This is a genomic window from Paeniglutamicibacter psychrophenolicus, from assembly GCF_030812255.1.
Taxonomy (GTDB): domain Bacteria; phylum Actinomycetota; class Actinomycetes; order Actinomycetales; family Micrococcaceae; genus Paeniglutamicibacter; species Paeniglutamicibacter psychrophenolicus_A.
On record NZ_JAUSSH010000004.1, the window covers coordinates 236,872 to 263,738 of the forward strand.

The 26,867-nt window shown below is 67.2% G+C and carries 27 protein-coding genes and 3 tRNA genes; 10 read left to right on the top strand and 20 right to left on the bottom strand.

The window, feature by feature from the left end:
• Positions 1–139: 139 nt before the first annotated feature.
• The 3 genes from J2T21_RS08420 to J2T21_RS08430 all read right to left on the bottom strand — a co-directional run bounded on the left by J2T21_RS08420 (position 140) and on the right by J2T21_RS08430 (position 498).
• Positions 140–215, bottom strand: a tRNA-Phe gene (locus J2T21_RS08420).
• A 56-nt stretch (positions 216–271) separates the two neighbouring features.
• Positions 272–345: transfer RNA gene (locus J2T21_RS08425), tRNA-Asp, on the bottom strand.
• Positions 346–425: 80 nt separating this feature from the next.
• Positions 426–498 (bottom strand) — tRNA-Glu (locus J2T21_RS08430).
• 183 nt (positions 499–681) lie between these two features.
• Here J2T21_RS08430 and J2T21_RS08435 point away from each other — a divergent pair.
• The 3 genes from J2T21_RS08435 (at position 682) to J2T21_RS08445 (ending at position 4,454) form a co-directional block, all read left to right on the top strand.
• Entirely contained in the window at positions 682–1,053 is a 372-nt protein-coding gene (locus J2T21_RS08435) for a metallopeptidase family protein (protein ID WP_307580408.1), read from the top strand.
• Positions 1,054–1,407: 354 nt separating this feature from the next.
• Positions 1,408–2,520, top strand: coding sequence for a C40 family peptidase (locus tag J2T21_RS08440; protein WP_307580410.1), 1,113 nt, complete (start codon positions 1,408–1,410; stop codon positions 2,518–2,520).
• A 281-nt stretch (positions 2,521–2,801) separates the two neighbouring features.
• The gene (locus tag J2T21_RS08445; protein ID WP_307580412.1) at positions 2,802–4,454 is read left to right on the top strand and encodes an NlpC/P60 family protein; all 1,653 of its coding nucleotides are present in this window, start codon (positions 2,802–2,804) and stop codon (positions 4,452–4,454) included.
• Between the two features lie 82 nt (positions 4,455–4,536).
• Here the strand turns inward: J2T21_RS08445 and J2T21_RS08450 are convergent, their stop codons facing one another.
• Positions 4,537–5,508, bottom strand: coding sequence for a universal stress protein (locus J2T21_RS08450; RefSeq protein WP_307580414.1), 972 nt, complete (start codon positions 5,506–5,508; stop codon positions 4,537–4,539).
• A gap of 169 nt (positions 5,509–5,677) precedes the next feature.
• Here J2T21_RS08450 and J2T21_RS08455 point away from each other — a divergent pair, with 169 nt between their 5' ends.
• Positions 5,678–7,144 (top strand): NCS2 family permease, encoded by a 1,467-nt coding sequence (locus J2T21_RS08455; protein WP_071214585.1) that lies wholly within the window; start codon positions 5,678–5,680, stop codon positions 7,142–7,144.
• 96 nt (positions 7,145–7,240) lie between these two features.
• Here the strand turns inward: J2T21_RS08455 and J2T21_RS08460 are convergent, their stop codons facing one another.
• The 5 genes from J2T21_RS08460 to J2T21_RS08480 form a co-directional block, all read right to left on the bottom strand.
• Complete coding sequence (locus J2T21_RS08460; RefSeq protein ID WP_307580417.1) at positions 7,241–8,380, bottom strand: class I SAM-dependent methyltransferase; 1,140 nt, start codon at positions 8,378–8,380, stop codon at positions 7,241–7,243.
• Positions 8,381–8,513: 133 nt separating this feature from the next.
• On the bottom strand, positions 8,514–9,350 hold the full coding sequence (locus J2T21_RS08465; protein WP_307580419.1) for a spermidine synthase: 837 nt from the start codon (positions 9,348–9,350) through the stop codon (positions 8,514–8,516).
• A 34-nt stretch (positions 9,351–9,384) separates the two neighbouring features.
• On the bottom strand, positions 9,385–9,906 hold the full coding sequence (locus J2T21_RS08470) for a GNAT family N-acetyltransferase (RefSeq protein ID WP_307580421.1): 522 nt from the start codon (positions 9,904–9,906) through the stop codon (positions 9,385–9,387).
• Between the two features lie 92 nt (positions 9,907–9,998).
• On the bottom strand, positions 9,999–10,688 hold the full coding sequence (locus J2T21_RS08475; RefSeq protein WP_307580423.1) for an O-methyltransferase: 690 nt from the start codon (positions 10,686–10,688) through the stop codon (positions 9,999–10,001).
• A gap of 5 nt (positions 10,689–10,693) precedes the next feature.
• The gene (locus tag J2T21_RS08480) at positions 10,694–10,999 is read right to left on the bottom strand and encodes a thiamine-binding protein (RefSeq protein ID WP_071214581.1); all 306 of its coding nucleotides are present in this window, start codon (positions 10,997–10,999) and stop codon (positions 10,694–10,696) included.
• A gap of 149 nt (positions 11,000–11,148) precedes the next feature.
• Between J2T21_RS08480 and J2T21_RS08485 the strand changes: the two genes are divergently transcribed.
• Positions 11,149–11,583, top strand: coding sequence for a hypothetical protein (locus J2T21_RS08485; RefSeq protein ID WP_307580425.1), 435 nt, complete (start codon positions 11,149–11,151; stop codon positions 11,581–11,583).
• On the opposite strand, the gene J2T21_RS08490 is transcribed toward J2T21_RS08485, so the two are convergent.
• From J2T21_RS08490 to J2T21_RS08505, 4 genes are all read right to left on the bottom strand, one after another.
• A complete protein-coding gene (locus J2T21_RS08490; RefSeq protein WP_307580427.1) occupies positions 11,580–11,894 on the bottom strand; it encodes an AzlD domain-containing protein in 315 nt (104 codons plus the stop codon). The genes J2T21_RS08485 and J2T21_RS08490 overlap by 4 nt on opposite strands.
• A complete protein-coding gene (locus tag J2T21_RS08495) occupies positions 11,891–12,601 on the bottom strand; it encodes an AzlC family ABC transporter permease (RefSeq protein WP_307580499.1) in 711 nt (236 codons plus the stop codon). Before J2T21_RS08495 ends, J2T21_RS08490 begins: the two co-directional genes overlap by 4 nt.
• 80 nt (positions 12,602–12,681) lie before the next feature.
• Positions 12,682–13,356, bottom strand: a complete 675-nt coding sequence (locus tag J2T21_RS08500; protein ID WP_071214577.1) for a hypothetical protein — start codon at positions 13,354–13,356, stop codon at positions 12,682–12,684.
• Positions 13,357–13,366: 10 nt separating this feature from the next.
• On the bottom strand, positions 13,367–14,248 hold the full coding sequence (locus J2T21_RS08505) for a glycerophosphodiester phosphodiesterase (protein WP_307580430.1): 882 nt from the start codon (positions 14,246–14,248) through the stop codon (positions 13,367–13,369).
• Between the two features lie 115 nt (positions 14,249–14,363).
• On the opposite strand from J2T21_RS08505, the gene J2T21_RS08510 reads away from it, so the two are divergent.
• On the top strand, positions 14,364–15,635 hold the full coding sequence (locus J2T21_RS08510) for a DUF445 domain-containing protein (protein WP_307580431.1): 1,272 nt from the start codon (positions 14,364–14,366) through the stop codon (positions 15,633–15,635).
• Here J2T21_RS08510 and J2T21_RS08515 read toward each other — a convergent pair.
• Positions 15,632–16,453 carry a hypothetical protein gene (locus J2T21_RS08515; protein ID WP_307580432.1) on the bottom strand — a complete coding sequence of 274 codons (822 nt, stop codon included), beginning with the start codon at positions 16,451–16,453 and terminating at the stop codon, positions 15,632–15,634. The genes J2T21_RS08510 and J2T21_RS08515 overlap by 4 nt on opposite strands.
• A gap of 210 nt (positions 16,454–16,663) precedes the next feature.
• Between J2T21_RS08515 and J2T21_RS08520 the strand changes: the two genes are divergently transcribed.
• Complete coding sequence (locus J2T21_RS08520; protein ID WP_307580434.1) at positions 16,664–17,041, top strand: hypothetical protein; 378 nt, start codon at positions 16,664–16,666, stop codon at positions 17,039–17,041.
• Positions 17,042–17,152: 111 nt separating this feature from the next.
• Here the strand turns inward: J2T21_RS08520 and J2T21_RS08525 are convergent, their stop codons facing one another.
• Positions 17,153–17,611, bottom strand: coding sequence for a DUF2871 family protein (locus J2T21_RS08525; RefSeq protein ID WP_307580436.1), 459 nt, complete (start codon positions 17,609–17,611; stop codon positions 17,153–17,155).
• A gap of 169 nt (positions 17,612–17,780) precedes the next feature.
• The gene (locus J2T21_RS08530; protein ID WP_307580438.1) at positions 17,781–18,407 is read right to left on the bottom strand and encodes an alpha/beta hydrolase; all 627 of its coding nucleotides are present in this window, start codon (positions 18,405–18,407) and stop codon (positions 17,781–17,783) included.
• 70 nt (positions 18,408–18,477) lie between these two features.
• On the opposite strand from J2T21_RS08530, the gene J2T21_RS08535 reads away from it, so the two are divergent.
• From J2T21_RS08535 to J2T21_RS08545, 3 genes are all read left to right on the top strand, one after another.
• Entirely contained in the window at positions 18,478–19,053 is a 576-nt protein-coding gene (locus J2T21_RS08535; RefSeq protein ID WP_307580440.1) for an Lrp/AsnC family transcriptional regulator, read from the top strand.
• A gap of 142 nt (positions 19,054–19,195) precedes the next feature.
• Entirely contained in the window at positions 19,196–20,275 is a 1,080-nt protein-coding gene (gene hisC, locus J2T21_RS08540; protein ID WP_307580442.1) for a histidinol-phosphate transaminase, read from the top strand.
• The gene (locus tag J2T21_RS08545) at positions 20,268–21,719 is read left to right on the top strand and encodes an amino acid permease (protein ID WP_307580444.1); all 1,452 of its coding nucleotides are present in this window, start codon (positions 20,268–20,270) and stop codon (positions 21,717–21,719) included. Before hisC ends, J2T21_RS08545 begins: the two co-directional genes overlap by 8 nt.
• Positions 21,720–21,803: 84 nt before the next feature.
• Here the strand turns inward: J2T21_RS08545 and J2T21_RS08550 are convergent, their stop codons facing one another.
• The 4 genes from J2T21_RS08550 to J2T21_RS08565 all read right to left on the bottom strand — a co-directional run bounded on the left by J2T21_RS08550 (position 21,804) and on the right by J2T21_RS08565 (position 26,848).
• The gene (locus tag J2T21_RS08550; RefSeq protein ID WP_307580446.1) at positions 21,804–23,054 is read right to left on the bottom strand and encodes an endonuclease/exonuclease/phosphatase family protein; all 1,251 of its coding nucleotides are present in this window, start codon (positions 23,052–23,054) and stop codon (positions 21,804–21,806) included.
• A 111-nt stretch (positions 23,055–23,165) separates the two neighbouring features.
• Positions 23,166–24,827, bottom strand: coding sequence for a thiamine pyrophosphate-binding protein (locus J2T21_RS08555; protein ID WP_307580448.1), 1,662 nt, complete (start codon positions 24,825–24,827; stop codon positions 23,166–23,168).
• A 426-nt stretch (positions 24,828–25,253) separates the two neighbouring features.
• Positions 25,254–26,018 carry an ABC transporter permease gene (locus J2T21_RS08560; RefSeq protein WP_307580450.1) on the bottom strand — a complete coding sequence of 255 codons (765 nt, stop codon included), beginning with the start codon at positions 26,016–26,018 and terminating at the stop codon, positions 25,254–25,256.
• Entirely contained in the window at positions 26,015–26,848 is an 834-nt protein-coding gene (locus tag J2T21_RS08565) for an ABC transporter ATP-binding protein (protein WP_307580452.1), read from the bottom strand. The genes J2T21_RS08560 and J2T21_RS08565 overlap by 4 nt, the downstream gene beginning before the upstream one ends.
• Positions 26,849–26,867: the final 19 nt, after the last annotated feature.

The following is a 26,867-nucleotide window of genomic DNA, read 5'->3' on the forward strand; positions in this document are numbered from 1 at the left end:
ATATCGCAAGAATTGTCAGGTGGGCGGGGACTCCGCCGCCCTTGGGGCCGGATGCGGGGCCCTTCCCGCCGGAAGCCGCCGTCGCTGGCCGCGATTCTTGTTAAAGCAAAAACCCCCTTGTTTCCAAGAGGGTTTTAGATGGTGGCTCCGACCGGCGTCGATCCGGTGACCTTTCGATTTTCAGTCGAACGCTCTACCAACTGAGCTACAGAGCCTGGCATCATCAGGCAAGATGATCACCGAGATCCTCCGGCGAACCAGAAAACCAAAGCGACCCTGACGGGACTTGAACCCGCGACCTCCGCCGTGACAGGGCGGCGCGCTAACCAACTGCGCTACAGGGCCTTACTCGCGAAGTCTCCCTCGCTCACAAGACAAGAACTCTACCAGAGCTTTTCGCTCGTGCAAAATCCGCATTTCATGCGTACCCCCAACGGGATTCGAACCCGTGCCGCTGCCGTGAAAGGGCAGTGTCCTAGGCCGCTAGACGATGGGGGCCAGGAACCTCTGCCGTGGATTTCTCCGCAGCAGTGGACTCAAACAACTATAGAGGTAAATTTCCCACCGCGCAAAACGAACCGTTCGAGAGCCCAAAATGCGACCCCCGTCACCCTGATTTCCACGTCCCACCTCACCAAACCGCTTGCCCCGCCGGGAGTTGCTCTCGGTAGAGTGCAAGGCATGGGGTACGAAATGACCGACGATGAATTTGAGCTTGTGGCCGAGCGCGCCCTGGATGAAATCCCGGAGGCCCTGCTTTCGATGATGGAAAACGTCGCCATCTTCATCGAGGACGCCTACAAGCCATTGCCGGGCGAGGACCCGGGCACCAAACTACTTGGCCTCTACGAGGGGACGGCACTGACCGAGCGCGACTCGGGATGGGGCGCCGGGGCGATGCCGGACCGCATCACGATCTTCAAAGATGCAATCCTGGAAATATGCACCTCGGAAAAGCAGGTGGTCGAAGAGGTTGGCATCACGATCGTTCACGAAATCGCCCACCACTTCGGCATCGACGACGATCGGCTGCACGAGCTCGGGTGGGGCTGACGGGCGGTTTCGCCCGAAAATTTCCTGCGGCTTTCCCCGACAGTGGCCCCTTGGCGCATCGCCCCCGGCCAGCCCGGCGTTTCGACAATCCGAAATGTAACGAAACGGTCTCGGAAATCGCCCAAAATCACCGTTTCTCGCGAAACGGGGCTCGACAAACCCCGAAAGCTCCCGCATTATCGTTATGCATTCGTTGCATAAGCCACCCCCGCACACTCCCACCTTCATCTTGGGGATGCAGTACAGCCCGTGACCATTTTCGCTAATTGACCCCGGCAGGCCCATCCTGCTTCGGGTTGCCCGGCCACGAATCAACCACCTGGTTGGACTGCAAGGCAGTTAGGAACCCCCTTCATGTCCATCCTCAAAAGCGTGGTCGTCGTGACCAGCGCAGCACTCATTGCCTCCGGCGCGTTGACCGCCAGCAGTGCACCGGCACCAACTGCCGGCCGCACCGCACAGCACCACGCTGCGTCCCCCGAACAGCTCAATCCGGGCCCGCTGGCCGCCATCACCAAGTCCATGGCAGCCGCCCAGCTCTCCCCCGCGAAGACCACAGAGGCCCTTGAGAAGCAGCTGGCCACCGTCCGCGCGGCCCTCCAAGACGCCGAGGCGGCAACACTTGAGGCCACGGAGAACGCCGTGGCCGCGGAAGAGGCCGCCACGCAAGACCGGACCACGGCAGCTTCCCTAGCCGGAACCTCCCTGGCAGCCCTGGGCCGGAGCCAGGCCCAGGTCCAACAGCTGGAGTCCGCAAGGCTCGCCCACACCGCCCAGGGGCTCTTCGACCAGGCCGAGCTGCGACTCAATGCCAAGCATGAGGATCTGGTCGAGGCGTCCGCGGCGCTGCGCAAGACCTCGGTTGCCCGAGAAAGTGCGCGGCTTGCCAGGCAGTCCGAATCCCGCGAGGAGGCCGAACTCATCGCCGCGCTGGAGGACTCCGAATCCAACGTCGCCGAACCGGTGAATGATCCGGCGCTGGATCCCGAGACGCTCGAAAGCACCCAGGTGGCCATCGGCGCGCTCGGCACCGCCTCCGTGGCCACCGCCGCCATCCAGGTTCCCACCAAAAAACTGACGCGGACGGCCCGAATCAAGAAGTCCGTCAAGTGGGCCAAGAAAATCGCCAAGAACAACAAGTACAAGTACCGCTATGGTGCCACCGGCCCGCGGTACTTCGATTGCTCCGGCTACGTGGGCAAGGCATTTGCGAAGGGCGGGAAGAAGCTCAAGCGCACCTCCAGCGCCCAGTACAAGGCGGCGCCCAAGAAGGTGAAGCTGTCGAAGCTGAAGAAGGGTGACCTGGTGTTCTGGTCGTCCAACCGCGGCCGGTCCTTCTACCATGTGGCCATGTACGTCGGAAACGGCAAGATCGCCCATGCCCGCAACCCCAAGGCCGGTATTTCCGTAACCAGGTTGAATTATGCGGGCATGCGCAATATCTACAAGTACGCAGGCCGCTACTGATCGGAACCGCTTGGCGGCGCACGGCGACACCCCGCACTGACCTTGGACAACACGGCTTCGGTGCGGGGCGTTGTCTCGGAATAGCCTGCATATTAAGATCGAATTAAGGAATAATTACACCGTTGTAATTGAAGTTATTGATGTGGCTGCTGTTGCCAGTGTGAATAGGTATCCCATAGGGTGCTATAGGAAGCAGCGATCAGGCCGCACCGTTCAGGCCGTATTTCTCGCATTGGTTGCGAGACTTGCAAACCGATCGCCGCGGTAAGGATCAACACGGCATGGCAATCAGGGAAACATTGGGCGTCGCCGCCTGCTCAATTGCATTGGCAGCCACGTGCTTTACGGGCGGGCTCCCCGCCGCAGCGGCAACGCTGGGCGCACCAAGCAGCATCGCGGCGCAACCCAACACCGTGGGCACCGCACTGCCTACCCAAGCCCAGCTGGAAGCAGCCAAGTCAGATCCCGAGGCCCTCAGCGCCCTGGTCGATCAACTTGAATCCGAAATCGAATCCGGCCGCCAGCGCATCATCACCGCCGAGGCCGCCGCCTTGGACGCCCAGGACATCCTGCTGGACGCGGACCAGCTCCTGGCCGAACGCACCCAAGCGGCCGACGAAGCCAAGACCGAGGCAGAGAAGGCCACCGAGTTCCTGCTTTCGAGCAAGAAGGATGTCGGGGCCCTGGCCTCGGACCTGTACCGCAACGGCGGCGTCAACCCCGGCGTGGTGACCCTGTTGGAGGACAGCAAGGACAACGACGTCCTGTACAAGGCCTCCACCATGGACGCCCTGAGCGCCAACCGCACCATGACCGTGAGCAATGCCGAGGACGCGGCAGCACTGTGGACGGCGTGGCAGGACTATGCAGCGGCGGCCGCGGAAGCCGCCGACGAGGCCACCTCCGCCCAGCGCACCGCGGCCGCCAAGGCCACGACCACCCTTTCCAGCTACCAGGACTCCATCGCGCCACAGGAACAGCTCCGTGAGCAGCTCATTGGGCAGCTGGCCTTCCTGCACGAGGTCGACGCGGCCAAGGAAGCCGAGCGCATTGCCGCCAAGGAAGCGGCAGCCGAAGCCAAGAAGCTCCAGGAGCTGATCGACAACGCGCCGCAGGCCAAGCCGCTGGAGACCCAGCAAAGCAAGGCGCCTGAGATCAAGCCGCTTGCCGCCCCGCCGAAGGTTCCCACCGAGCGTCCGCAGGGCCAAACCCTGGTCCCCAAGGCCTCGGTGCCCAAGGCCCCCCAGCTGACCGTCGCGGTTCCGCCCAGGGCCCCCGAGTCGGCCCCTGCCCCGAAGCCCGAGACGACGCAGGCACCGAAGCCGACGCCCAAGCCCGAGTCCCCCAAGGAAACGGCCAAGCCCAAGCCCGAGGCGACGCAGGCACCTAAGCCGGCTCCCAAGCCCAAGGAGACGGCCAAGCCCGAGGCACCCAGGGAAACGGCCAAGCCGAAGCCCAAGCCAAGCGCTACGCCGAAGCCACCGACGATCGCTCCGCAGGCCCCGAAGGAATCGGTCAAGCCCAAGCCCGAACCCGAGACTTCGGCGCCGCAATCGTCGCGCAACTACAACGCCGCCTTCGCCTGGGGCCGCATGATCGCCAACGACGATTCCAAGCAATACAGGTACGGCGCCAACGGCCCGGACTTCTACGACTGCTCGTCATTCGCGCAGGCGGCCTATTCCAAGTCGGGCATCAGCCTGCCCCGGAGCTCCTCGCAGCAATACGCCGCGGCCCCGACCAAGGTCCCGATCAGCCAGCTGCGCCGAGGTGACCTTGTGTTCTCCTCGTCCAACGGCGGCAATTCGTTCTACCACGTCGCCATCTACCTGGGCGGTGGACAGGTCCTGCATGCACGCAACCCCAACAGCGGCATCTCCGTGACCCCGTTGAGCTGGGTCAACAACCTGCATCCCTACGCGGGACGCTACTAGGCACGAAGCCAGCCAGCCCACCATGAGTGAGGGCGCTGCAACCGTTGGTTGCAGCGCCCTCACTCATTGGACGGGGATCGGCCTACAGGCCGTTGGCCCTGTCCTCGAACTCCTGGCGGGAAGCCAGCCGCGGGTCGTCCCCGTCGGGAACCACCATCACGGGGCCCTTGGAGTGGTGCAGCACACCCTGGCTGGTCGAGCCCAGGAGCATCCCCGCAAAGCCTCCACGGCCGCGTGAGCCGGTCACCAGCAGCCTGGCGGTCTGGGATTCACGGATCAGGATTTCCACCGGGGCGCCGTCGATCACGTCGGTCTCGATTTCCAGGCCCGGGAACAGGCTCTGCAGCCAGGCCTTGCCGATGCCCATCTGGTGGCGCACGTCGGCGGTGACGGCTTCCTGGTCGACGGTTGCCGGCATCCAGGCCAGGGCGCCGCTGATCGGGGCCAGTGCACAGACCACGCGCAGCGTCAGTCCGCGGGTGGCGGCCAGCTCGGCGGCAACGAGCACGGCCAGGCGCGCCCGGTCCGATCCGTCCACGCCGACGACGATGCGGTCCTGGACCTGGACGTCGCCTTCCTCTCGTTTGGCAACGCACAGCGGCACCACGACGGTCGGGCACTTGGCGTGGGCCGGAAGTGCACTGGAAACCGATCCGAGCAGCCTTCCGACGAATCCGCCGCGGCCCCGGGTGCCGACCACGATCAGCTCGGCCTGCCGGCTCAGGTCCAGCAGCACCCCGGCCGGGTCGCCGGACTCGATGTAGGTACGCACCGTGATGTCCGTGTCGGTGATCGTGGCACGCGCCTGGCGGACGACTTCCTCGGCGCCGTTGCGGATCAGTTGGTCGTCCAGCGTGGCATAGCCTGCATCCATGGACGAGGCGGCGAAGACAGGGATCGTGTAGGCCGTCACGATGTTCAGGATGCTTCCGCGCCGCTTGGCTTCCTGTGCGGCCCACTTCAGGGCGCAAAGGCCCTGGTCCGAACCGTCGACACCGACAACGATTCCCTCGATGACCTCGGCGTCACCCTCGGGCCTGTTGTTTTCGCTCATCGTCTTCACTCCTACGCGTCACGGTCTGGGTCCTCGCGGGCTTCCCCGTACGAGGTCCCGTGCTTCCATTGTTCACCACAGTGTGACGTGGGTCTATCTGTTGCCGAGCGTGGCGCATTTCTCCCTTGTTTTTTCGCCTAGCGGCGTAAAACCGAACTATACTTCCCCCATGCCCTCACAGGAAAACTCCCTCCTCGAAAAGACGAAAGTTTCGCGTCTGGACCGTTACTTCAAGGTCTCCGAACGCGGATCCAACTACTCCAGAGAAATCCGTGGCGGCTTTGCCACCTTCTTTGCCATGAGCTACATCGTGGTGCTGAACCCGCTGATCCTTGCCGGTGCGGATTCCAACGGCGACTCCCTGGGTTCGGCCCGGGTCGCCGCCGCCACCGCACTGGTTGCCGGCATCATGACTATCCTGATGGGTGCCTGGGCCCGGCACCCCTTCGCCATGGCCACCGGGCTGGGCGTCAATGCCTTCATCGCCGTGACCGTGGCAACCAACCCCGGGCTCACCTGGCCCGACGTCATGGGCCTTGTCATCGTTTCGGGCCTGACCATGCTGGTGCTGGTGCTCACCGGCTTCCGCACCGCGGTGTTCAACGCCGTGCCCGCGAGCCTCAAGTCCGCCATCGTGGTCGGCATCGGCATGTTCATTGCGCTGATCGGGCTGGTCAACGCCGGCTTCGTGCGCCGCATCCCGGATGCCGCCGGAACCACCGTCCCGGTCGGCCTGGGCTTCGAGGGCACGCTGGTCGGCTGGCCCATCCTGGTGTTCATCGTCGGCCTGCTGCTGACCATCGCCCTGGTCGTGCGCAAGACCAAGGGCGCCATCCTCATCGGCATCATCGTCTCCGCCGTCCTGGCAAACGTCCTCGAGGCCGTGTTCAAGATCGGCCCGTCCTTCGACGGCACCACCGCCAACCCGCAGGGCTGGTCGCTGGTGGCCCCCTCGATGCCGAACTGGGCGCTGCCGGACCTCTCGCTGATCGGGCAGGCCAACATCTTCGGCGCCTTCCAGAACCTCGGCGTGACCGCAGCCCTGCTGCTGGCCTTCGTGATCCTGCTGTCCATCTTCTTCGACGCCATGGGCACCATGGTGGGCCTGGCCAATGAGGCCGGCTCCGTGGACAAGGACGGGAACATCCCTGACGTGGACAAGGTGCTGCTGGTCGACGCCATGGGTGCCGTGGTGGGCGGCGGCGCTTCGGCTTCCTCCAGCCAGATCTACGTGGAGTCCGGTGCCGGCATCGGCGAGGGCGCCCGCACCGGCCTGGCTTCCATCGTCACCGGAGTGCTGTTCCTGGCCGCGATGTTCCTGACCCCGCTGATCCACCTGGTCCCGTTCGAGGCCGTAGCCCCGGCCCTGGTGGTCGTTGGCTTCATGATGATCTCGCACGTCTCGAAGATCGACTGGAACGACATGGGTGTGGCCATCCCCGCGTTCCTGACCTTCGTGCTGATGCCCTTCACCTACTCGATCGCCAACGGCATCGGGGCCGGCTTCGTGTCCTTCGTGTTCATCCGGGCCATCCAGGGTCGCGCCCGCGAGGTGCACCCGCTGATGTGGGCAGTTGCCGCCGCCTTCGTGCTGTTCTTCGGCATCGGCGTCATCGAGCAGGCAATGGGCGCCTAGCCCGCGGCATTGGACACCGCCTGCACGGAAGCGGGCCGCGGGGAGGAAATCCTCCCCGCGGCCCGCTTCTTTTGTCTCCCCGGCGCGTTCGTGCGGCTACCTGGCCTCGAGCTTCCACAGCGAGGTGACCTCGGCCGAGCGTTCGGCGTGGAACGGGTCGGACGCGTCGGCGGCGCGGCCGTGCGACGGTACGGTGTCATCGCGCCCGCGCACCACCAGCCCGGCCTCCTCGATCCACCCCAGCAATTGTTCGCGGGTGCGCAACCCCAGGCGCTCGGCCAGATCGGAAATGACCAGCCAGCCCTGCCCGCCCTCGGAAAGGTGCGCCGGCAGGCCCCTGAGGAACGCACGCAGCATGGCCGATTTCGGGTCGTAGACCGCGTAGTCCAGCAGCGTCTGCGGGGTCCCGGGCAGCCACGGCGGGTTGCACACCACCACGTCCGCTTTGCCCTGCGGGTACATGTCCTGCACGATGGCGGTGGCGCTGCCGGACAGGCCCAGAGCCTCGAGGTTCGCGTTGGCGCAGGCCACGGCCCGGGCCTGCGAGTCGGTGCCGGTGACCTGCCCGACGCCGCGTTGGGCCAGGATCGCTGCCAGCACCCCGGTGCCGGTGCCGATGTCGAAGGCCAGCGCGGTGCCCGGAAGTTCCGCGCGTGCCACCAGGTCCAGGTATTCCCCGCGCACCGGGGCGAAGGTGCCGTAGTGCGGGTGGATCCTCGCGCCCAGGGCCGGAACGTGCAGCCCGGTGGCCCGCCACTGCTGGGCGCCGATGGCCCCGAGCAGTTCCTGCAGGGACACCACGGTGGGTTCGTCGACCGGGCCGAAGGCGTTGAGCCAGGCCCCGGAGACGTCGGGGGCGCGGCGCAGCGGGACCACGGGTCCCGGATCCACCGGGACCAGCAGCATTGCCAGCACCCGCGCGCGCTGGGTGCGCGCCTGGCGGTACTTGTAGAAGCGCTCGGCGGTGGTGGGTTCCGCGGCGTTGCGCTTGGGCTTGGCCCGCGTTCCGTCGGGGATGCGCCGGGCGATCGCCCCGAGCAGCTGGCGGGCGTTGTGGTAGTCCCCGGTGAAGAGCAGGCCGGTGCCCGCCGCGGCCAGCCGGTAGGCCTCGTCGGCGCCGAGTGCGTCGTCGACGACCTGGATGCTGCGGGGCGCGGCCGCGTCGTTGGCCGAGGACCAGCGGGCGCTGCGTTCCTCACCCTCACGCGTGAAGGAAATCGTTGCCGGGGTATTCATCGCGGTGCGTGGCTCCTGCTCAAGATGGGTGGGTCGTGCGGCGAAACCGGTTCCGCTGCGGTTCGGTCGCGGAACCCAAGCCTATAGCGGGCGGCGCGCGGCCACCGGCCGGCGAGACCAGGGGCGGGCCGGTCTAGACCGCGGTGGAGTGGCGCGCGAAGTTGCGCACCGTGGCATCGTCCCAGTGCTGGGCCGGGACCCCGCCGCCGAGCAGTTCGCGGATGAAGCCGGCACCTGCGGGGATCGGCGCGTTCGATCCGGCGATGATGACGTTTCCGTGGCGACGGCCCTTGAGCATGGTCGGGTCCGCGACGATGGCCACGTGCTTGAAGACCGCACAGATGGTGGCGGCTTCCCGCCTGGCGTTTTCCAGTGCCGGGGTGTCCCCGCAATTGACGATGTACAGCCCGTTGGCGTCCAGCACGCGGGCCGCGTGCGCGGTGAACGCCAGGGTGGTCAGGTCCCTGGGCGTCTGGTCCCCGGCGAAGACGTCGCGGATGAGCAGGTCGCGGGTGGCGTCGGTGAGCGTGGCCAGCACTTCCCCGGCCTCCCCCACGCGGATCCGCAGCAGCGGTGCGCGCGGCAGGTCGAACCAGGCACGCACCAGGGCGGCAAGCTTGCCGTCCAGTTCGACGACGACCTGGCGGGCGTTGGGGTAGGTGTCCGAGGCCCAGCGCGCCATCGAGCAGGCTCCGCCGCCCAGGTGCAGGACCCGCAGCTTGTGCCCCGCCGCCTCGATCTGCGAGGGGACGAAGCGCGAACGGATCAGGGCCGCGATCCAGCGCATGTATTCGAAGTCTAGGTGACCGGGGTCGGCCAGGTCCACGTGTGAGGAGGGGACGTCGTTGATGCGCAGCAGCCAGCCGGTGGGCGAGTACGGGTCCCGTTCCAGTTCCGCGGTGCCGGTGTCGATGTGGTAGATGCCCTCGAGCGGGCCGTCGGTCGGTGCGGCCAGGGTGGTGGGCGCCACCGGCGCGTTGTTCCGGGCTCCCTTGTTCCTGCCCTTAGCCACGGTCGGCACCGCGGCGGACCATGCGCAGCTCGTTCAGTCCGGCCCAGTCGTCGACCAATGCCTCGACGCGGCCGTCGGCCACGAAGCCGTGCTTCTCGTAGAACCCGCGGGCACGCTGGTTGTGCTCAAGCACCCAGAGCACCGCGTCGCGGTTCCCCAGCGCGGCGGCCATCAGGCGCTCGCCCAGTCCGGTGCCGTGTTGCGAGGCCAGGACGTAGAGGACCTGCAGTTCGATGGCGATCCCGGTGTCCGAGTCGTCGTCCGCCGCGGGGCCGCCGCCGGCGATGCCAACGATGTCACCTGATGTGCTGGCGGCGATCCACAGCTCGGCGCCCTGGGCCAGGCCGCGGGTCCACCAGTCGGCCTGTTGCTCCAGGGAGGCGCGGGCGTTGGCGAAGAAGGAGGCGGGGCGCTGGCTGCCATAGGCTTCTTCCCAGGACGCGAGCTTCATTTCGAGGGCTGCGGGAATGTCTTCGGGCACGGCAAGTCGGATGGTGCAGGGATCGGTAGTCACAGGGGCAAGCTTATGCGCTTGGCGGCCGCCGCGACGAAAGGAGCGGGCACCCCGAATCAGCCCCGCCCCGGGGCGGTTGTCTGCCGGGCTTCCTAGCGGATGACGGCCAGGGCAAAGCCGTCCCAGCCCTTGGCCCCGACGGTCTGCAGTGCCGTGGCGTCGAGCCGCGGGTTGGAGCCGAGCACATCGATCCCCTGCCGCACGCCGTTGACCATCCGCCCGGCCTCGGAGAGCGGATCCCCGGGCCGCAGCACCGCGCCCTCGCGCACCACATTGTCCACCACGATGACGCTTCCGGTGCGGCCCAGCGTGATGGCCAGGTCGATGTAGTGCCCGTTGTTTTCCTTGTCCGCATCGATGAAGATCAAGTCAAAGGGTTCACCGCCCTCGGCCAGCAGGGCATCGAGGGTGTCCAGGGCCGCGCCGATGCGGATGTCCACCCGGTCCTCGACCCCGCACGCGGCAAGGTTGTCCGCGGCCACCCGGGCGTGCAACGGCTCGTACTCGCAGGTGGTCACGTGCCCGCCGGGGCCGACCCCGCGGGCCAGCCAGGTCGTAGAATACCCGCCCAGGGTGCCGATTTCCAGCACCCGCTTGGCACCGGCGATCTGGGCCAGCAGCATCAGGAACTTGCCCTGTACCGCGCTGACCTCGATGTGCGGGAGCCCGGCGGCGTGGGCGCGTTCCCGCGCCTTCGCCATTTCCGGTTCCGGGGCGAGCAATTTTTCCACCAGGTACTTGTCGACGTCGGCCGGGCCGGGCAGGGCTGCTGAGGTTTCCATGTTTGCTACTCCTGTGAGTTGATGGCCTTTTCCAGTCGCTCGATCTTTCCGGTCAACTCGCCGGTGTAGCCGGGGCGGATGTCTGCCTTGAGCACCAGGGACACCCGGGAACCGTAGGCGGCAACGGCTTCGGTGGCCCGCTTGACGACGTCCATTACCTCGTCCCATTCGCCTTCGAGTTCCGTGAACATCGAGGAGGTGGAGTTGGGCAGGCCGGAGTCCCGGACGACCTTGACGGCGGCGGCCACGGCTTCGTGGACCGACCCGTCGGTGTTGTCGGTGCTGGGGGCGACAGAGAAGGCAACAATCATGCTTCCACTGTGCCACCGCGGCACCGACATGTCACTTGCCGGCGCCGGAAACACGACATACAAGAAGATCCGTTGGTGTTTTCCTTGCCAAGGGCCAAGTGCTCTGCAAGGCTCAAGCCCAACCGGCAAATACTTGGGAGACGGTAAACGTGGGGGCATGGGTGCGGATCGGCACGGCCGCGATGCTGCTCTGCGCGCTGGGCGGCTGCGCCGCCGGGCCCCTCGCCTCGTCGCGGGCGTCCCCGACCGAGGCACTGCAAGACCTGATGGATCTGGTTCCCGGCGAGGCCCACGTGCTGATGGGCATGGGGTCCGCCGACCGGGCGAAGGTCAAGGCAACCGCCGCGCTGGGGCGCTACGAGGGAACCCGGCTGACCTTGATGGCCGTGTGCGCCGGGTCCGGGACGCTGCACCTGGAACTGGAAGACAACAACGTGTTGGCGGTTCCATGCGACCGGAAGGTCGCAACGGCGGACGTCTTCGTCACCGGCACGGCCCGTCCGGGCTTCGTGTCAATCGCCCTGGAGCCGGGCAACACCTATTCGACGCTGGTTTTTGCCAGCGTCCGGGGGCAAGATTCCTAGCCCCAGCCCAGATAGCGAGCCAGTGCCGCGGCCCCGGCACCGACGATGACCACCACGAGGAACGGGGCGCGCAGCAGCAGCGCGACGCCGGCGACAACCAGGGCCGCCACCCGCGCGTCGAAGGCCACCGCGGTTCCGCTGGCCACCGTGTTGACGATGGTCAGCGATGCCAGCAGGCCAATGGTCAAGGTTCCCGCGGCACGGGTCATCTTCTCGTTTTCAAGGATCTTTTCCGGGACCAGGTAGCCCAGGAGCTTGATGCCGTAGGCTGCCGCGCAGCCGGCAAGGATCCACCACCACATTTCGCTCATTCGGCGTCCCTCCGGGTTGGGTGCGGCTCGACATCCGGTTCCAGCCCCTCCGTTGCCGGTCCCCGTCCGAAGTAGCCCCAGACTCCCGCGACGAGGGCCGCCACCAGGATCGGCACACCCGGCGGGACCAGCGGGATCGCCAGGACGGTGGCCAATGCGCACACCGTGGCGATGGCAACCGGTTCGGCCGATTTCAGGCGGGGCCACAGCAGCCCCAGGAACGCCGCCACCGCGGCACCGTCAAGGCCCCAGGCCTTGGGGTCTCCCAGCGCGTCGCCAAGCAGGGCCCCGGCGACGGTAAAGATATTCCACAAGACGTATACGCCGATTCCCGCGACCCAGAAACCGCGTTTCTGTTCGGCCGGGTCGCTCTGCCCGGCGGCGGTGGCCGTGGATTCGTCGATGGTCACCTGCGCGGCCAGCAGCTTTTTCAGTCCGTTCGGTCTGAGCATGGCCTTGATCTGCATGCCGTAGACGGCATTCCTTACGCCCAGGAGCGTGGCCGCGCCAAAGGCCGCCCCCGGGGAACCCCCGCCGGCGATCACCCCGATGAAGGCGAATTGCGAGCCCCCGGTGAACATCAACAGGCTCAGCGCCATTACCTGCCAGAGGTTCAACCCTGCGGCAACGCCCAGCGCGCCGTAGGAAATCGCATAAAGGCCCGTGGCAACCGCAATGGATGAACCGATCTTGGTTGCTGGAGTCATGAGGGATGGCACGGCATCAAGCTTAGCCATCGCCGATGCCGCCGCGTGCATCGTGGTCTGCGGTTGCCTGTGGCCCGGGCTTAGGCGTGGGTGGCCTCGTAGCGCACCTTCAGTGCGCCGCGTTTGATCTTGGCCTCCAGGATCCGGGCACCCTTCAAGGCACCCAGGTCGCTGACGTGGGTGCCGCCGCACGGTTCGGCGTTGACCCCGGCGATCGCCACGGTGCGGATCCCGTGGGCGTCAATGCTGCTGGTGACCGGCGCCCGGGTGTCGATCAGTTCCTGCATCCGCGCCTGGAGCTGCGCGATAACCGCGGCACGGGTGTCCGGGTCGCCGAGGTCCTCGGCGACAGACTCGGGGTGGAAGTCCAGGCGGGCCTGGCCGGGGAAGTGGCTGTGCCCGCTGTGCCGCCAGCCCCGCTCCTCGCCCAGGAATCCAACCAAGTGGCCGGCGGTGTGCAGGGCGGCATGCAGCAAGCGGGTGCCGGGATCCACGGCGGCGTGCACCGTGGTCCCGAGCCCGGGCAGTTCCTCGCCGGACAGGACCACCAGGCCGTTCCCTTGGCGAGCCACTGTGACTTCGCGGCCATCGACCGTGCCGGCGTCCTCCATCTGTCCCCCGCCGCGCGGGTGGAAGATGTTCGGGCCCAACGCGATCCACGCTTCGCCGGCATCGGTGTGCCCGGCGGCGATGACGACGGTTTCGGTCTCGAAGAGGTAGGTGTCGGAGAAATATGCGCTTGTTTGTGGTTCCACGAATGCCAGCCTACGCTTCGGCTCCCGGGCACCCGTTCAGGCCGAGGTGTTCCTTGATGGCCGCGGGAACGTTGCTGGTGAGTTGGGCGACCCCGCGCTTCACGAGGTAGCTGGCGTCCTGCGGGTCATCGACGGTCCACACCCGGAGTATCGCCCCGCGGGCCAGCCAGGCATCGGTCAGTTGTGGGTACTTGCGCATGTAGGCCACGCCCGGGCCGGCGAGCTGCGGCACCCCGGAACCAAGCAGGTCGACCCCCGCGGTCATGGCCCGGGCCAGCACCGCGGCCACGCCGGCCCTGTCGGTTTCCCCGGCCTTGACCAGCTCATCGATCCACTCCTCGTCGACCTCGGTGACCAGTTGGCAGACGTGGTCCGGGGACACCCGTTCCATCAGGTACCGCACCGAATCCGGGTCGAAGCTCATGAAGGAGACCTGGATGTTGCCCAGCGCGGAGGTCTCCGCGTCCCAACCCAGGGCCGAAAGCTCCTCGAACATCGCCTCCTCCAGCCGCCTGCCGAAGGGGCTTGGATGCTTGATCTCCACGGCCAGGCCGATGGGACGGCCGGCATCCTGCAGGAGCCCGACGAGTTCACCCAGCGTCACCAATTGCTCGTGCAGCCCCCCGTAGGCCGCCGGGATCGCCGGGTTCTTCCAGGACGAAAAATCCAGTGCCTTCAACTCCGACAGGGTCTTTTCCCCTACCCGCCCGCTGGAGTCCGAGGTCCTATCGACCGTGGGGTCGTGGTGGCACACCACGAAGCCGTCCGAGCTCAGGTGGATGTCGCACTCGATGCCGTCCGCCCCGTCAGCAAGGGCTTGCATGTAGGCTGCGCGCGTGTTTTCCGCGTAGGCCTGTGACGAACCGCGGTGGGCATAGACGAGGGTTCTCATGCCTTTCACGCTACCGCCGGGCACGGCATCCGTGCCGCTTCCCGCGCCTGTGGCTTAGTGAACTATCGTTGGAACCCTGTCCCACCCGCACGCCCAGGCCAAGGGAGCCGCACCCATGACATCGACAGGATTCGGCCTTGCCGCAGCAAACGATGCCGCCAAGGCGGTCGCGCTGCGCAAGATGAAACGCCTGGCCACCTCCCTGCTGGCGGTCTTTGCCGTGATCTTCGCCGTGGCCTTCGCGCTGCAGCACAGCTACCCGTGGCTGGAGTACGTGCGGGCGGCGGCCGAGGGCGGAATGGTTGGCGCATTGGCCGACTGGTTCGCCGTCACCGCCCTGTTCAAACACCCGATGGGGCTCAAGATCCCGCACACCGCGATCATCCCGCGCAAGAAGGACCAGATCGGCGAAAGCCTGGGCCAGTTCGTGCAGGAAAACTTCCTCTCCCGGGAGGTCGTGGACGCCAAACTGCAGCAATTCGATGTCTCGCGCAGCGTCGGGACGTGGCTCGCCAAGGACGAGGCGGCCACCCGGGTTTCCCAGGAGGTTTCCACGGTGGCCCGGGCGGTGCTGGAGGTCCTGGACGACCGCGACGTGCTGGCCCTGCTGGAGTCGCTGGCCAAGAAACACATGCTCGCCCCAGAGTGGTCCTCGACCCTGGGGCGGATCATGGCGCGCGTGGTCGCCGACGGGCACCACAAACCCGCGGTGGACCTGCTGGCCGAACGCGCCGAGCAGTGGGTCGACGGCAACCGCGTCATGATCGTGTCCCTGGTCGCCGAGCGTTCCCCTTCCTGGGTGCCGGCGATGGTCGACACCCTGCTGGGCGAGAAGCTTCACCGCGAGCTGCACAAATTCGTCCGTGCCGTGCGCGAGAACCCGCACCACCCGATGCGGCTGAGCATCGATGCGTGGCTGGAGAAATTCGCCACCGACATGCAGGACGACGCCGAAATGATCGCCAAGGTCGAGGCCTTGAAGCATTCGGTGCTGGGGGATGCGCAATTGCGTGATCTTGCGGCCACCAGCTGGTCCTCGATCAAGGCCGGCCTGATCGACTCCATGGAAAACCCGGAATCGGAACTGCGCCGATCCATGATTGCGGCGATCCGCGACCTCGGTGCCAGGCTGCGCGACGACGCGCAGCTCGCGGCGAAGGTCAACGGGTGGGTGGGCAACGCCGTGGGCTACGTCGTGGAGAACTACCGCGGGCAGATCACCTCGCTGATCACCGAGACCGTGGCCCGCTGGGACGGGCGGGAAACCAGCGAAAAGATCGAGTTGCAGGTGGGACGGGACCTGCAGTTCATTCGCATCAACGGCACGGTCGTGGGCTCCCTGGCGGGCCTGGCCATCTTCACGGTGGCCAACGCGCTGCTGCGTTAAGGCGTCTCGCCGGCTTCCAGGCTCGTTCCGCGCCGCAGGCGTTCGGCCTCGATGCCGGCCTCGACCTCGGCCATGGCCTCGCGCCGTTCGCCCTCGCTGACCAGTTGCCCGGGGATGGTGGTCGGCAGGGTGCCGAAGGCCAGGCCCGCGGCCTCGATGACCTTCTTGCCCAGGAAGCGGTTGCCGAAGCCACCAACCGCCGCGCCGATGCCAAAGGGGACCATCCGCCCAAGCATCGAAGCACCCTGGGTGGCGAACATCTTCTTCAGGAAGGTCCGCTGGATGGTTCCCTGCAGCGTCGAGACCAGGCTGGAGGGTTTGTTGGTCCCGAACATTGCCGCCCATCCCTTGACGGGTCCCGCGCCGTGGCCTGCGGCCTGGTGGGTCAGGGCCGAAATCATCGAGCTGCCCTCGTCGCCCAGCAGGATCGCCATGACCAGGAGCCGGGCCTTGTCCGGGTCCTCGGTGGTGATGCCGTGAAGTTCTGCCAGTGACTGGGCGTAGAGGGCGCTGGCCTCGAGGAAGGCCACGGTTGCGGCGGCCGAGAACCCCAGGGCCGCGACGGTCCCCACTCCGGGGATGGCCGCGGTGGCACCCACCGCGGCACCGGAGCCGGTGATGGTGAGCAGGTAGTCGCGTTCGACCAGCTTGGCCAGTTCCGCCGCGCTGCGGCCCGGATTCTTGCGCCGCATTCGCCGCAGGTAGGCCAGGACCAGCGGGCGCTGCACGCCGACGGCCTTCATGATGGCGCCCTGCACCCCCGGCTTGGGCTTGCCGTCCGGGCCAATGACAGTGGAGGTAATGGGGTTCTTTTTCATCCTGCTTCCCACTCTATGGGCACCGGGCCGGTCGCTGTACACATGTTTTTCGCTGGGCATAAGCGCAATCGGCCCAAGCGGACGCTTTCCGGCCGGAATCGTGCGTGCTTGGCGAAAACATAAAACATTTCAAAGTCTTGTTTTAAGGTTATGCTTGGTCCATTCGATGCGTCACCCCCGGATTCGCCATTCCCGAGAGAGGGAATCACCATGAATTTCGCAGAAACACTTTGGTCGCTAATCGTCGTTTTCCTGTATTTGTCATACCTGGTCGTGATGTTCCAAATTGTCTCCGACCTCTTCCGCGACGCAGGACTCAGCGGCTGGCTGAAGGCCCTGTGGATCCTGCTTCTCATTGCCCTGCCGGTGTTGACCGCGCTGGTGTATCTGGTGGTGCGGGGCCGCGGCATGGCCTTGCGCCAGCAAACACGTGCCCAGGAGGCTGTGGCAAGCACCGAGGACTACCTCCGGTCGTTGGCCGGCCCGCCGGAACCTGCACGGCAGATTTCCGAGGCCAAGGCATTGCTGGATTCCGGAACCATTTCGGAATCCGAATTCGCCGGGCTCAAGGCCAAGGCACTGGCCTAGCGGCATTCCGGCTTCAGGCCATTCGACGCGGTTCACCACGAACCAGCCATGGCGCGGCACACTCCCGGGGAGGAAGGTGCCGCTCCACGGGCGCAACTGCCGGGTTTCTACTCAGCGACCGGCGAGCGCCGGCGCAACCGGGCCGACGGCCTCGGCCTTCTTCAGCGCCGCCCGCAGGGACACGAACAGCACGACCACGGCAACGGCCAGGGAAATGTGTCCCAGGCCGGCGATCCCGGCGAAGGCCGCAGAGCTTGCGTCGGTGCCCAGCACCACGAGCGTCCCCTTCACCAGCATCATCCCTCCGGTCACCGCGACGCCGAGCGTCCACAGCCAGTAGAACCAGGTGAAGGCGCGCGGGGCGGCGGCGGAGATTCCAAGGATCTTCTCCAGCGCCAGCACGATGAGCAGGAAGACGAAGCCAAGCACCAGCAGGTGCGTGTGGACCAACGGCAGCTGGGAGGCCGAGCGGTCCATGAAGTCGTTGGCCTTGGTCAACTCCCGGTAGTACAGGCCCGAGAGGACCCCGGTGATTCCAAAGGCAAAGACGGTGTACAGCAGGCGCATCATGAGAGTGTTCTTCCTTGTCGCAGGTGCCCGGGCAGGCGATGGTTGTGCCGGCAGGACCCGAATGGCCGGGGCCTTGCCGCATCCCACCACCAACTCTGCCCGGAAGCGTTCCCGCCCGGATCAACCATCCGGTTGATCCTGCTTGTCGCCCCGCCAGGCGCCGACCTGGTCAGGGTGCCAGATAGTGCTTGAGGAAGTTGCGCACGTCGCGGCGTTCGTCCGCCCCGAACCCGTGCCCCATCTCCGGGTAGGTGCGTGCGGTCAGCGCCGTGTTGCTCGCCAGCCATTGGTCCGTGTGGGCGATGGCGTCCGGGTTGATGACCACATCGCGCGGGTCCCGCCCCCAGAAGCACGGGATCGCGGCCCCGGGTCCGGGAACCGTGTCCGTGAGGTTCAGCAGTTCGTTGGAGAGCACGAAGCCGCTCAGGCCCACGAGGACCTTGTAGGTTTTGGGCCGCAGCCGATGCAGCGTGGTGGCCATGGCCATGCCCTGGGAATGCCCGAGCACGCTGATCGAACGGTAGCCACGGGCGTGGCGGTCCTGCCAGTCGAAGACCCGCTGCGCGGCGGCGACGACCTGGGCAAAGTCGTTGGCCAGGAAGTAGTCCAGCAGGAACCAACCGCAGCCCCCGCCCACATCCATCGGGCCGCGCAGTGCCACGCCGGTGGCGTGCGGCGGAAGTTCGTCGAACCAGCCCGTCATGCGTTCGGGGTTCGAACCGTACCCATGGAGCACCACGACCAGGTCGGTGCCTTCACGCTGCGGCGCCGGGCGCGAATAGATTCCCTCATCCATTCCCCCACCGTAACCGGTGCCGGCCCGCCCGATTCGCGCGGACGGCGAGCCGCATCGCATACTGGGGCGCATGAGAATCGATTCGTTGGACGTGTCGCTGATCGAGCTGTTCACCGATTTTCCCGGCATCGGGGTCATGGAGTGCTCCAAGCGCCTGGGGGTGGCCCGCGGCACCGTGCAGAACCGGCTGAACCGGCTGCACGAGTCCGGGGTGATCACCCGGATTGCCCCGCACATCGATGCCGCGGCCATGGGTTACCCGGTCACGGCATTCTGCTCGCTGAGGATCCAGCAGAACCTGGGCCACGACGGCATGGCGGGGAAGCTCGCCCGGATCCCCGAGATCCTCGAGCTGCACACCGTCTCGGGCTCCAGCGACTTCCTGGTGAAGATCGTCGCCCGCTCGACTGGGGACCTGCAGCGGGTGCTCGATGCGATTTCCTCCACCGAGGGCATGGGCCGTTCCTCCTCCTCCATCGTGCTGGCAACGCACTTCGAGAACCGGGTCATCCCGTTGGCGCGGGATGCAGCACTCCGGAATCCCGAGCCCGCCCCGGAGCCCGGTGGGCGTTCGCGAAACGGCGTGCAGCGCAATGGCGGTACGCTGAATGCGGCTAGAAAAAACATTGGACACAATGCCCAGTGATTCACGACACGCAGTGAACTTTGTGTACATGTTGTGCGGTGTTTTGCCGGGCGGTTGACCCGCCGGAGCTTGTTTTCGTAGCTTTTGTGAGTCACGTCACCGGCGACGTGCGAGCAGCTTGTTTTCGAAAGGCACCCCCACCATGAGCATTGTCCAGCGCACATCCCTGCACGCGATCCCCGCCTACAAGCAGGGCGCCACGCCGGGTGCCGGTCAGCAGGCGTTCAAGCTCTCCTCGAACGAGAACCCCTATCCGCCGCTGGATTCGGTCACCGGCGGGCTTGCCGCGGAACTGGGCGCCATCAACCAATACCCCAACGCCGCAGCCCCCGAGCTGGTCGGCGCCCTGGCCGCACGCCTCGGCGTGGAGCCGGACACCATTGCCCTGGGCGCCGGCTCGGTCGAGGTCGCAGGACAGCTGATCCACGCCACCACCAACCCGGGCGACGAGGTCGTCTTTGCCTGGCGCTCCTTCGAGGCCTACCCGATCCTCGCCCACGTGGCCGGGGCAACCCCGGTGACGGTGCCGCTGGACGAGCGCGGTGCCCACGACCTTCCCGCCATGGCCGAGGCCATCACCGAACGCACCGCGCTGGTGTTCATCTGCAACCCGAACAACCCCACCGGCACCGTCGTGGACACCGCCGCGGTCGATGCCTTCATGGCCAAGGTCCCGGCCCGCGTGCTGGTGGTCATCGACGAGGCCTACGTCCACTTCAACACCGACTCGGGCTCGGCCATCGGCCTGGATTTTTTCCGCCGCTATCCCAATGTCGCGGTGCTGCACACCTTCTCCAAGGCCTACGGGCTGGCCGGGCTGCGCATCGGCTACGCCGTGGCTCCCCCGGAGGTCGCCGCGAACCTGCGCAAGACCGCAGTCCCCTTCGGCGTCACCGCGCTCGCCCAGCGCGCCGCGGTGCTTTCGCTGGAGCACGAGGGCGAACTGCAGGTGCGCATCGACGACCTGGTGGCCGCCCGCGAATCCCTGCTGGCCACGTTGCGCGACGCCGGAATCAACGTCACCGAATCCCAGGCCAACTTCATCTGGATTTCCACCGGGGACGCCACCGAGGCCGTGGATGCGGCGCTGCGCGCCTCCGGCATCTGGGCGCGCGCCTTCCCCGGGGAAGGCATCCGGATCTCCATCGGGTCCGCCGAGGCCAATCAGGCCATCGCCACCGCCCTCATCTCCGCACTGCAGGAAGCCCCCGCCCATGTCTAGCAGCGCCGTGGCTCCCAAGACCGCGAGCCTGAACACCCGCCAAATCACCATGATGGGCCTGGGCGGCGCCATTGGCGCCGGACTGTTCATCGGCTCCGGGCAAGCCGTTGCCGTGGCCGGCCCGGGCATCATCCTGGCCTTCGCGCTGGCCGGCTTCCTGGTCATCCTGATCATGAACATGCTCGGCGAGATGGCCGCGGCGAACCCGTCCTCGGGCTCCTTCTCCGTCTATGCCGCCAAGGCCATGGGTCCCAACGCCGGGGCGATCATCGGCTGGCTCTACTGGATCCAGGGGGTCATCGTCATCGCCGCCGAGGCCACCGGCGCCGCGGCCATCATCGGGGGCTGGTTCCCCGGGGTTTCCCAGGGCACCTGGTCGCTGCTGTTCGTGGTGCTGCTGACCGCCGTCAACCTGGCGAACGTGGCACGTTTCGGCCAGTTCGAGTATTGGTTCTCCTTCCTGAAGGTCGCCGCGATCGTGGCGTTCCTGGGCACCGGCGTGGCGATCATCCTTGGTTTGGTGCCGGGGGTGGCGGCCACGGGCCTGTCCAACCTGGTGGCGCACGACGGATTCCTGCCCAACGGCGTGGTCGGGCTGTGCGCCGGGCTGCTGATGGTCATCTTCGCCTTTGGCGGCATCGAGATCGTGGCCATTGCCGCGGCCGAGAGCGACGACCCGCGCACCTCCATCCGCAAGGCGGTGCGTGGCGTGCTGTTCCGCGTGCTGGTGTTCTACGTGGGCTCGGCCCTGGTGATGGTCTCGGTGCTGCCCTGGTATTCGCCGGAGCTTGCCGCCTCGCCGTTCGTCGCGGTGCTCACCTTCGCGCACATCCCCTGGATCGACTCGATCATGGCCCTCGTGGTGGTCATTGCCCTGCTCTCGGCCATGAACGCGAACATCTATGCCGCCTCGCGCATGTTGCTTTCGCTCTCCGAGCGCGGAATCGCCCCGCGGGTTATCCAGGTGCGCAACCGCAGCAACACCCCGTACGTCGCGGTGACCGCCTCGGTGATCCTGTGTTCGGTCGCGGTGGCCATGAACTACCTGGCCCCGGATTTGGTCATGCCGATGCTGCTCAACGCCGTGGGCTCCACGCTGCTGGTCACCTGGGGATTCATTGCGCTCTCGCAGCTGATCCTGCGCATCCGCGCGGACCGGGACCCGTCCATCCACCTGCCGGTGCGGATGCCGCTCTTCCCGTACCTCTCGATCCTGGCGCTGGCGATGCTTGCGGGCATCGTGGTGCTGGCGCTCTTCGACCCCGCCAGCCGCACCCAGCTCATCGCCACCACGGGGCTCACGGTGGCAATCGGGGTGCTCAACGCCCTGGCCCGGCGCCGCTCCCGGCGCCGCTCCCGGCGCCTGGCCGCTCCCGGGGTCCCCGAAGCCGACGTCCAGGCGGAAGCCGCGGACGCGGAGCGTGGCGACCACCGGGTTTCCTGACCCGCGGGCCGCCCCGAATGCCGAACGGCCGCCACCTCCCCGCGGGGAGGTGGCGGCCGTTCGTCGTGGCCCGGGATGCCGCGCCTAGTTCCCGAGCGAGACGTCGACCCAGACCAGCCGGTGGTCGCTGCTGGCCGGCGGCCATCCGGATACCAGGTCGGCGCCGTCCTGCCCGGCGGCGGGCCAATAGACCCCCGAGCTGCGCACCGGCAGCGTCGCCGAGGGCAGCACGTAGTCCACGCGCAGCACCCCGGCGCTTCCCTGCCCGAAGTCGGCGGTGCCCGTCACGTTGCGCGTGATCCCGGCAAGCCCCCGCACCGGGTCGCCCGCGGCCTGGGGCACTGCGGGCAGCGGATCAACCAGCAGCGGGTTTTCCAGCAGTGCCCTGATGGCCTCCGGGCTGGAATCTCCGGAGCGCGGATCGGCGTTCAGGTCCCCGAGCACCACGAAGTTGCTGCCCGGGGCCAGCGGGCCCCGCTTGCCCGCATCGTCGTAGATGTAGCTGCCGCCGCCGAGGTAGTCGTTGACCATCCGGATCTCGTCGTGGTTGCGTGCCTGGTTGCGCTTTTCGGGGCCGTCGAAGACCGGCGGGGTGGGGTGGGCGGCAATCACGTGGACCGTTTGCCCGCCGACCTGGACCGGCACGTCCCACATGGACTTGCTGGGCAGTCGCAGCACGCCGCGGACCAGTTCGTCGTAGTGCCGGGTCGGCAGCCGGGAATCGGGCATGTCCTTCCACAGGAACTTCTGGAAGGTGCGCACGTTGGCGGTGTCGATGGGGTACTTCGAATACAGGACCATGCCGTACTGTCCCTCGAAGTCGCCGTAGCCCAGCGCGTCGGCCGGGCCGCCGACGACGCCGTCCCCGTCGAGGTCGGCGCCGCTGGGGATGCCCGTGTTGGAGGGCGCCAGGTACATGTACGGGTAGTCGATGTGTGCCTGTCCGCGCTGGGAGCGGGCCAGGTAGTTGTCCCTGAAGCCTTCCGCGGCGGCGCCCTCGGCGTCGTGGTCGAACTCGTTGAGCAACAGCACGTCCGGGGCGCTGCGCTGGACGATCTCGGCCACGGCCTGCGCCTGGGGGTCGACAAACGAATCGAGTTCCAGGGCCAACTGCCCGGGCTGGGGCCGGTTGAGCGAGGCGTTGAAGGTTGCCACCCGCAGCCTTGGCCCCACGGCGTCGAAGCCTTCGGGGACGGGCGCGGTGGCCGCACTGTCGGGGTGCACGATGCTCGACCTCACTTCGGTCACGGGCCGGGCCTGCGCCGGGACGGTTCCCCCGAGGGCCAATGCGCCCACTGCTGCGGCGGCCAGGGCCGTACGGATCAGGTAATGCACCCTCCCACCCTAGGTGCGGAACCTACTTCACGGTAGGTCAATAATTTATCCACTCAGCGGTTTTTCTTCCGGTGAAAACCGGCGGCCCGCGGGGAGCCGCCGGCAGCGGGCTCAGCGGCGCACGTCAGCGGCCCTCCGGTTGGCCTGAAGGACCTCTTCCATGTAGGGGGCGCGCACCTCCGGGGAGATGCGGCAGTCCACCAGGAACACCCCGTTGGCGCCGGCGGCGACCCATTCCCGCAGGCCCGAAAGGTCTTCGAGGGCGCGGACCTTGGTGGCCTGGGCGCCGAGCCCGCGGGCCACGGCGGCAAAGTCGACCTCGGGAATCAGCATGGGCCCCTCGTGCAGCCCGATCGAGCCGTACTGGTGGATCTCGGCTCCGTAGCCGGCGTCGTTGTAGATGACGATGATGCCGCTGCGCACCGAGCGGATGACCGATTCCAGGTCCGCCAGGCCCATCAGGAAGCCGCCGTCCCCGCTGGCCAGCACGATCGTGGAGTCCGGCGCGGCGGCCCCGGCACCCACCGCGGAGGCCAGGCCCAGGCCGATGCTTTGGTAGGCGGTGCCCACCAGGTGCAGCGCGTGCGGGCCCGGCACCTTCCAGTACATGGGGCCCCAGCCGATGAAGTGCCCGCCGTCCTGCACCACGACGCGGTCCGCCGGCATGATCGAATCCAGCGCCCGGGCCACCGCGCGGGGGTCGAGCAGCCCGTCCGGCGCCGTTGCGTCCCCCCGGGCGTGCTCGCCGGTCCGGGCCAGGCGGTCCCCCGCCTGGTCCGCCCAGCGTGCACCGGCCTCGCGCCGGGCCACCAACGGCAGCAGGGCGGTCGCAACCGCAGCGGCGTCCGCCCGGATGAAGGCATCCACCCGCGGGCTGGTCGCTGTCTGCGCGACATCGACCTGGATCACCTGTGCGCCGTCGTTGAACAGCTCCCCGAAGCGGGTGGTGAATTGGTTCAGGCCTGCCCCGAGCACCAGCACCACGTCGGACTCGTGGACCAGTGCCGCGGTTTCTTCCGAGGAAAAGCCGCCGGTGATCCCCAGGTCGCCATGGCGCCCGGCCAGCAGGTTCGGCGCCAGGACGGTGCTGGAACTCAGCGCACCCAGGGAATCGGCGAGCGCGGTGATCGCATCCGCGGCACCCGCCAGGCGCGCCCCGCGCCCGTAGAGCACCAGCGGGCGCTTGGCCTCGTTCAGGGCCGCGGCGGCCTGGGCGAGCAGTTGCGGTGCGGCGGACGGGTAGCCGGGATCAAGGGTGAAATCCGCCAGGGTCGGGGCCTGTTCCCCGGCGGCTTCGTCGGCGACGATGTCGTAGGGAATCGAGATGACCACCGCGGTGCGTTCGCGCAGGGCGTGGGCCACGGCCTCAAGGGCAATGGCCATGGGGCGCCGGGCATCGACCACGAAGGTCTTGGCTCCCACGGCATCGTTGACGGCCTTCTGGTCGATGTCCCAGGGGCGGGCGCCGGTGGTTGGCTGGTCGCCGGTGAGCAGCACCATCGGGATCCGGGCCTTGGCGGCCTCGGCCAGCGGGGTGATCGCGTTGCTGAAGCCCGCGCCGTAGGTGGTCGTGGCGACGGCCGGCTTTCCGGTGACGCGGAAGTAGGCATCGGCGGCGGTGACCGCGGCCGATTCGTGGCGCACGGCGGTGAAGCGGAATCCGGTGCGCACGGCGGCGTCGAGGAAATGGGCATTGCCGTTGCCCATGACCCCGAAGATCTCGGAGGTGCAGGTTAAAAGAGCGCGGGAAACGGCAGCGGAAACTGTAGACATTTTTGTGACTTTCGAATGCAGCAAAAAGAAATAAGGCCATATTCGTCTTCGGGCAACGAACCCGGATTTCGCCCATTTTTAGAGCGACGGCAGGAACTTCAGAAACGTTCCGCCTGACGATGCCACGATATCCGGGCCACCGTGTCCTGCGCAACATTGCGACCCCGAAAGGCGGGGGGCGACAGCGTCCTTGCCCCTTGGCCGATCCCGGCGGGGCGCGGAACCAACGCACCATTTCCGGGAGTCCTGGCCTGGCGGATCTTCCCGATTTCTGCCCTTCCCCGGCCGGCCGCGCTGCCGCACCGGGCCCCTTCCACGTCCCCCTCGCTTGGCATGTCGAAAGCAACGTTGGCCTGTGTCTTCGCAAACCAACGCCGCCTTGCCCGCGACATTCACGGTGGCGGGGTAGCTGCGGTCCCCGCCGCCTCAGCGGATCCTGCGGCGGTATTTGGCGATCGCGAACCCGTAGGAGACGGCCAGGATGCCGAGCAGCCAGGCCAGCGCGATCCAGATGTCGTTGCCGACCGGCTCCTGGGCGAACAGGGCCCGGACGGTGTTCACGATGGAGGTCACCGGCTGGTTCTCGGCGAACCACGCAACGGGGCCGGGCATCGAACCGGTGGGCACGAAGGCCGAGGAAATGAACGGGAGGAAGATCAACGGGTAGCTGAATGCGCTCGCCCCGTCGACCGTCCTTGCCGAGAGCCCGGCGATCACGGCGATCCAGGTCAGCGTCAGGGTGAACAGGACCAGGATGCCGGCGACCGCGAGCCAGGCGCCCACCGAAGCCCCGGTGCGGAACCCCATGGGCAACGCGACGCCGACGACCGCCGCAACGGAGAGAAGGTTCGCGGCCAGGGACGTGAACACGTGGGCCCAGAGCACGGACGAGCGGGCGATCGGCATGGATGCGAAGCGTTCGAAGATCCCGCCCTGCATGTCCAGGAACAGCCGGTAGGCGGTGTACGCGACGCCGGAGGCGATCGTGATCAACAGGATGCCGGGGAGCATGTAGTTGACGTATGACTGCCCGGAGCCGGTGTTGATCGCGCCGCCGAGCACGTAGACGAACAGCAGCATCAGGGCGATCGGGGTGATCACGGTGGTGATGATGGTGTCGGGGCTGCGCAGGATGTGGCGCAGCGAGCGGCCGGTCAAGACGCCGGTGTCGGCCAGGACGTGGGTGGTCATTGGATTTCCTTTCCCGCCTGGACCGTGCCGTCGGCGCGGCCGCCCGTGGCGGTGTCGATCCCGCCACCGTCTTCCACGAGGGCCAGGAAAACGTCTTCGAGGGAAGGCTGCTTCTCGACGTATTCGAGCTTGGCGGGCGGGAGCAGTGCCTTGAGTTCGGCGAGGGTGCCGTTTTGGATGATGGTGCCCTTGTGCAGGATCGCGATGCGGTCCGCGAGGGTCTCGGCCTCGTCAAGGTCTTGCGTCGTGGGCAGCACGGTCGTGCCGGCGGCGGCAAGGCCCCTGACCGTCTGCCACACCTCGAGTCGGGCCTGCGGATCCAGTCCGGTGGTGGGCTCGTCGAGGAAGATGACCGGCGGGTTGCCGATCAGGCTCATCGCGATGTCGAGCCGGCGGCGCATGCCGCCGGAATACGTCGAGGCCTTGCGGTTCCCCGCCTCGGTGAGCGTGAAGCGGGCCAGCAGGGCCTCGGCGATCGCGCCCGGGTCCTGCAGGTGGCGCAGCCTGGCGATCAGCACGAGGTTCTCCCGTCCGGTGAGCACCTCGTCGACCGCGGCGAACTGGCCGGTCAGGCTGATCGACTCGCGCACCAGGCTCGGCTGGGCGGCGACGTCGAAGCCGTTGACCACCGCGGTGCCCGCGTCGGCCTTCAGCAGCGTCGAGAGGATCCGCACCAGCGTGGTCTTTCCGGCGCCGTTGGAGCCCAGCAGCGCGAAGACGCTGCCCGTCCGCACGTCGAAGTCGACGCCCCGCAGCACCTGCAGGTCCTTGAAGGATTTCTCGATGCCCCGCACCCGGATCGCGGACCCGGGGGCTTGGTCTGTTTCCATGGGGACTTCCCCGTTTCCG

Bases quoted from the DNA above. Each gene is read 5' to 3' on its own strand.
- J2T21_RS08515 (WP_307580432.1), bottom strand. From the start codon at position 16,453: ATGAAAAAGAACCCCATTACCTCCACTGTCATTGGCCCGGACGGCAAG.
- J2T21_RS08565 (WP_307580452.1), bottom strand. From the start codon at position 26,848: ATGGAAACAGACCAAGCCCCCGGGTCCGCGATCCGGGTGCGGGGCATC.
- J2T21_RS08525 (WP_307580436.1), bottom strand. From the start codon at position 17,611: ATGATGCGCCTGCTGTACACCGTCTTTGCCTTTGGAATCACCGGGGTC.
- J2T21_RS08545 (WP_307580444.1), top strand. From the start codon at position 20,268: ATGTCTAGCAGCGCCGTGGCTCCCAAGACCGCGAGCCTGAACACCCGC.
- J2T21_RS08495 (WP_307580499.1), bottom strand. From the start codon at position 12,601: ATGACTCCAGCAACCAAGATCGGTTCATCCATTGCGGTTGCCACGGGC.
- J2T21_RS08535 (WP_307580440.1), top strand. From the start codon at position 18,478: ATGAGAATCGATTCGTTGGACGTGTCGCTGATCGAGCTGTTCACCGAT.
- J2T21_RS08520 (WP_307580434.1), top strand. From the start codon at position 16,664: ATGAATTTCGCAGAAACACTTTGGTCGCTAATCGTCGTTTTCCTGTAT.
- J2T21_RS08460 (WP_307580417.1), bottom strand. From the start codon at position 8,380: ATGAATACCCCGGCAACGATTTCCTTCACGCGTGAGGGTGAGGAACGC.
- J2T21_RS08490 (WP_307580427.1), bottom strand. From the start codon at position 11,894: ATGAGCGAAATGTGGTGGTGGATCCTTGCCGGCTGCGCGGCAGCCTAC.
- J2T21_RS08555 (WP_307580448.1), bottom strand. From the start codon at position 24,827: ATGTCTACAGTTTCCGCTGCCGTTTCCCGCGCTCTTTTAACCTGCACC.
- J2T21_RS08480 (WP_071214581.1), bottom strand. From the start codon at position 10,999: ATGATTGTTGCCTTCTCTGTCGCCCCCAGCACCGACAACACCGACGGG.
- J2T21_RS08505 (WP_307580430.1), bottom strand. From the start codon at position 14,248: ATGAGAACCCTCGTCTATGCCCACCGCGGTTCGTCACAGGCCTACGCG.
- J2T21_RS08435 (WP_307580408.1), top strand. From the start codon at position 682: ATGGGGTACGAAATGACCGACGATGAATTTGAGCTTGTGGCCGAGCGC.
- J2T21_RS08440 (WP_307580410.1), top strand. From the start codon at position 1,408: ATGTCCATCCTCAAAAGCGTGGTCGTCGTGACCAGCGCAGCACTCATT.
- J2T21_RS08530 (WP_307580438.1), bottom strand. From the start codon at position 18,407: ATGGATGAGGGAATCTATTCGCGCCCGGCGCCGCAGCGTGAAGGCACC.
- J2T21_RS08445 (WP_307580412.1), top strand. From the start codon at position 2,802: ATGGCAATCAGGGAAACATTGGGCGTCGCCGCCTGCTCAATTGCATTG.
- J2T21_RS08560 (WP_307580450.1), bottom strand. From the start codon at position 26,018: ATGACCACCCACGTCCTGGCCGACACCGGCGTCTTGACCGGCCGCTCG.
- hisC (WP_307580442.1), top strand. From the start codon at position 19,196: ATGAGCATTGTCCAGCGCACATCCCTGCACGCGATCCCCGCCTACAAG.
- J2T21_RS08510 (WP_307580431.1), top strand. From the start codon at position 14,364: ATGACATCGACAGGATTCGGCCTTGCCGCAGCAAACGATGCCGCCAAG.
- J2T21_RS08475 (WP_307580423.1), bottom strand. From the start codon at position 10,688: ATGGAAACCTCAGCAGCCCTGCCCGGCCCGGCCGACGTCGACAAGTAC.
- J2T21_RS08455 (WP_071214585.1), top strand. From the start codon at position 5,678: ATGCCCTCACAGGAAAACTCCCTCCTCGAAAAGACGAAAGTTTCGCGT.
- J2T21_RS08450 (WP_307580414.1), bottom strand. From the start codon at position 5,508: ATGAGCGAAAACAACAGGCCCGAGGGTGACGCCGAGGTCATCGAGGGA.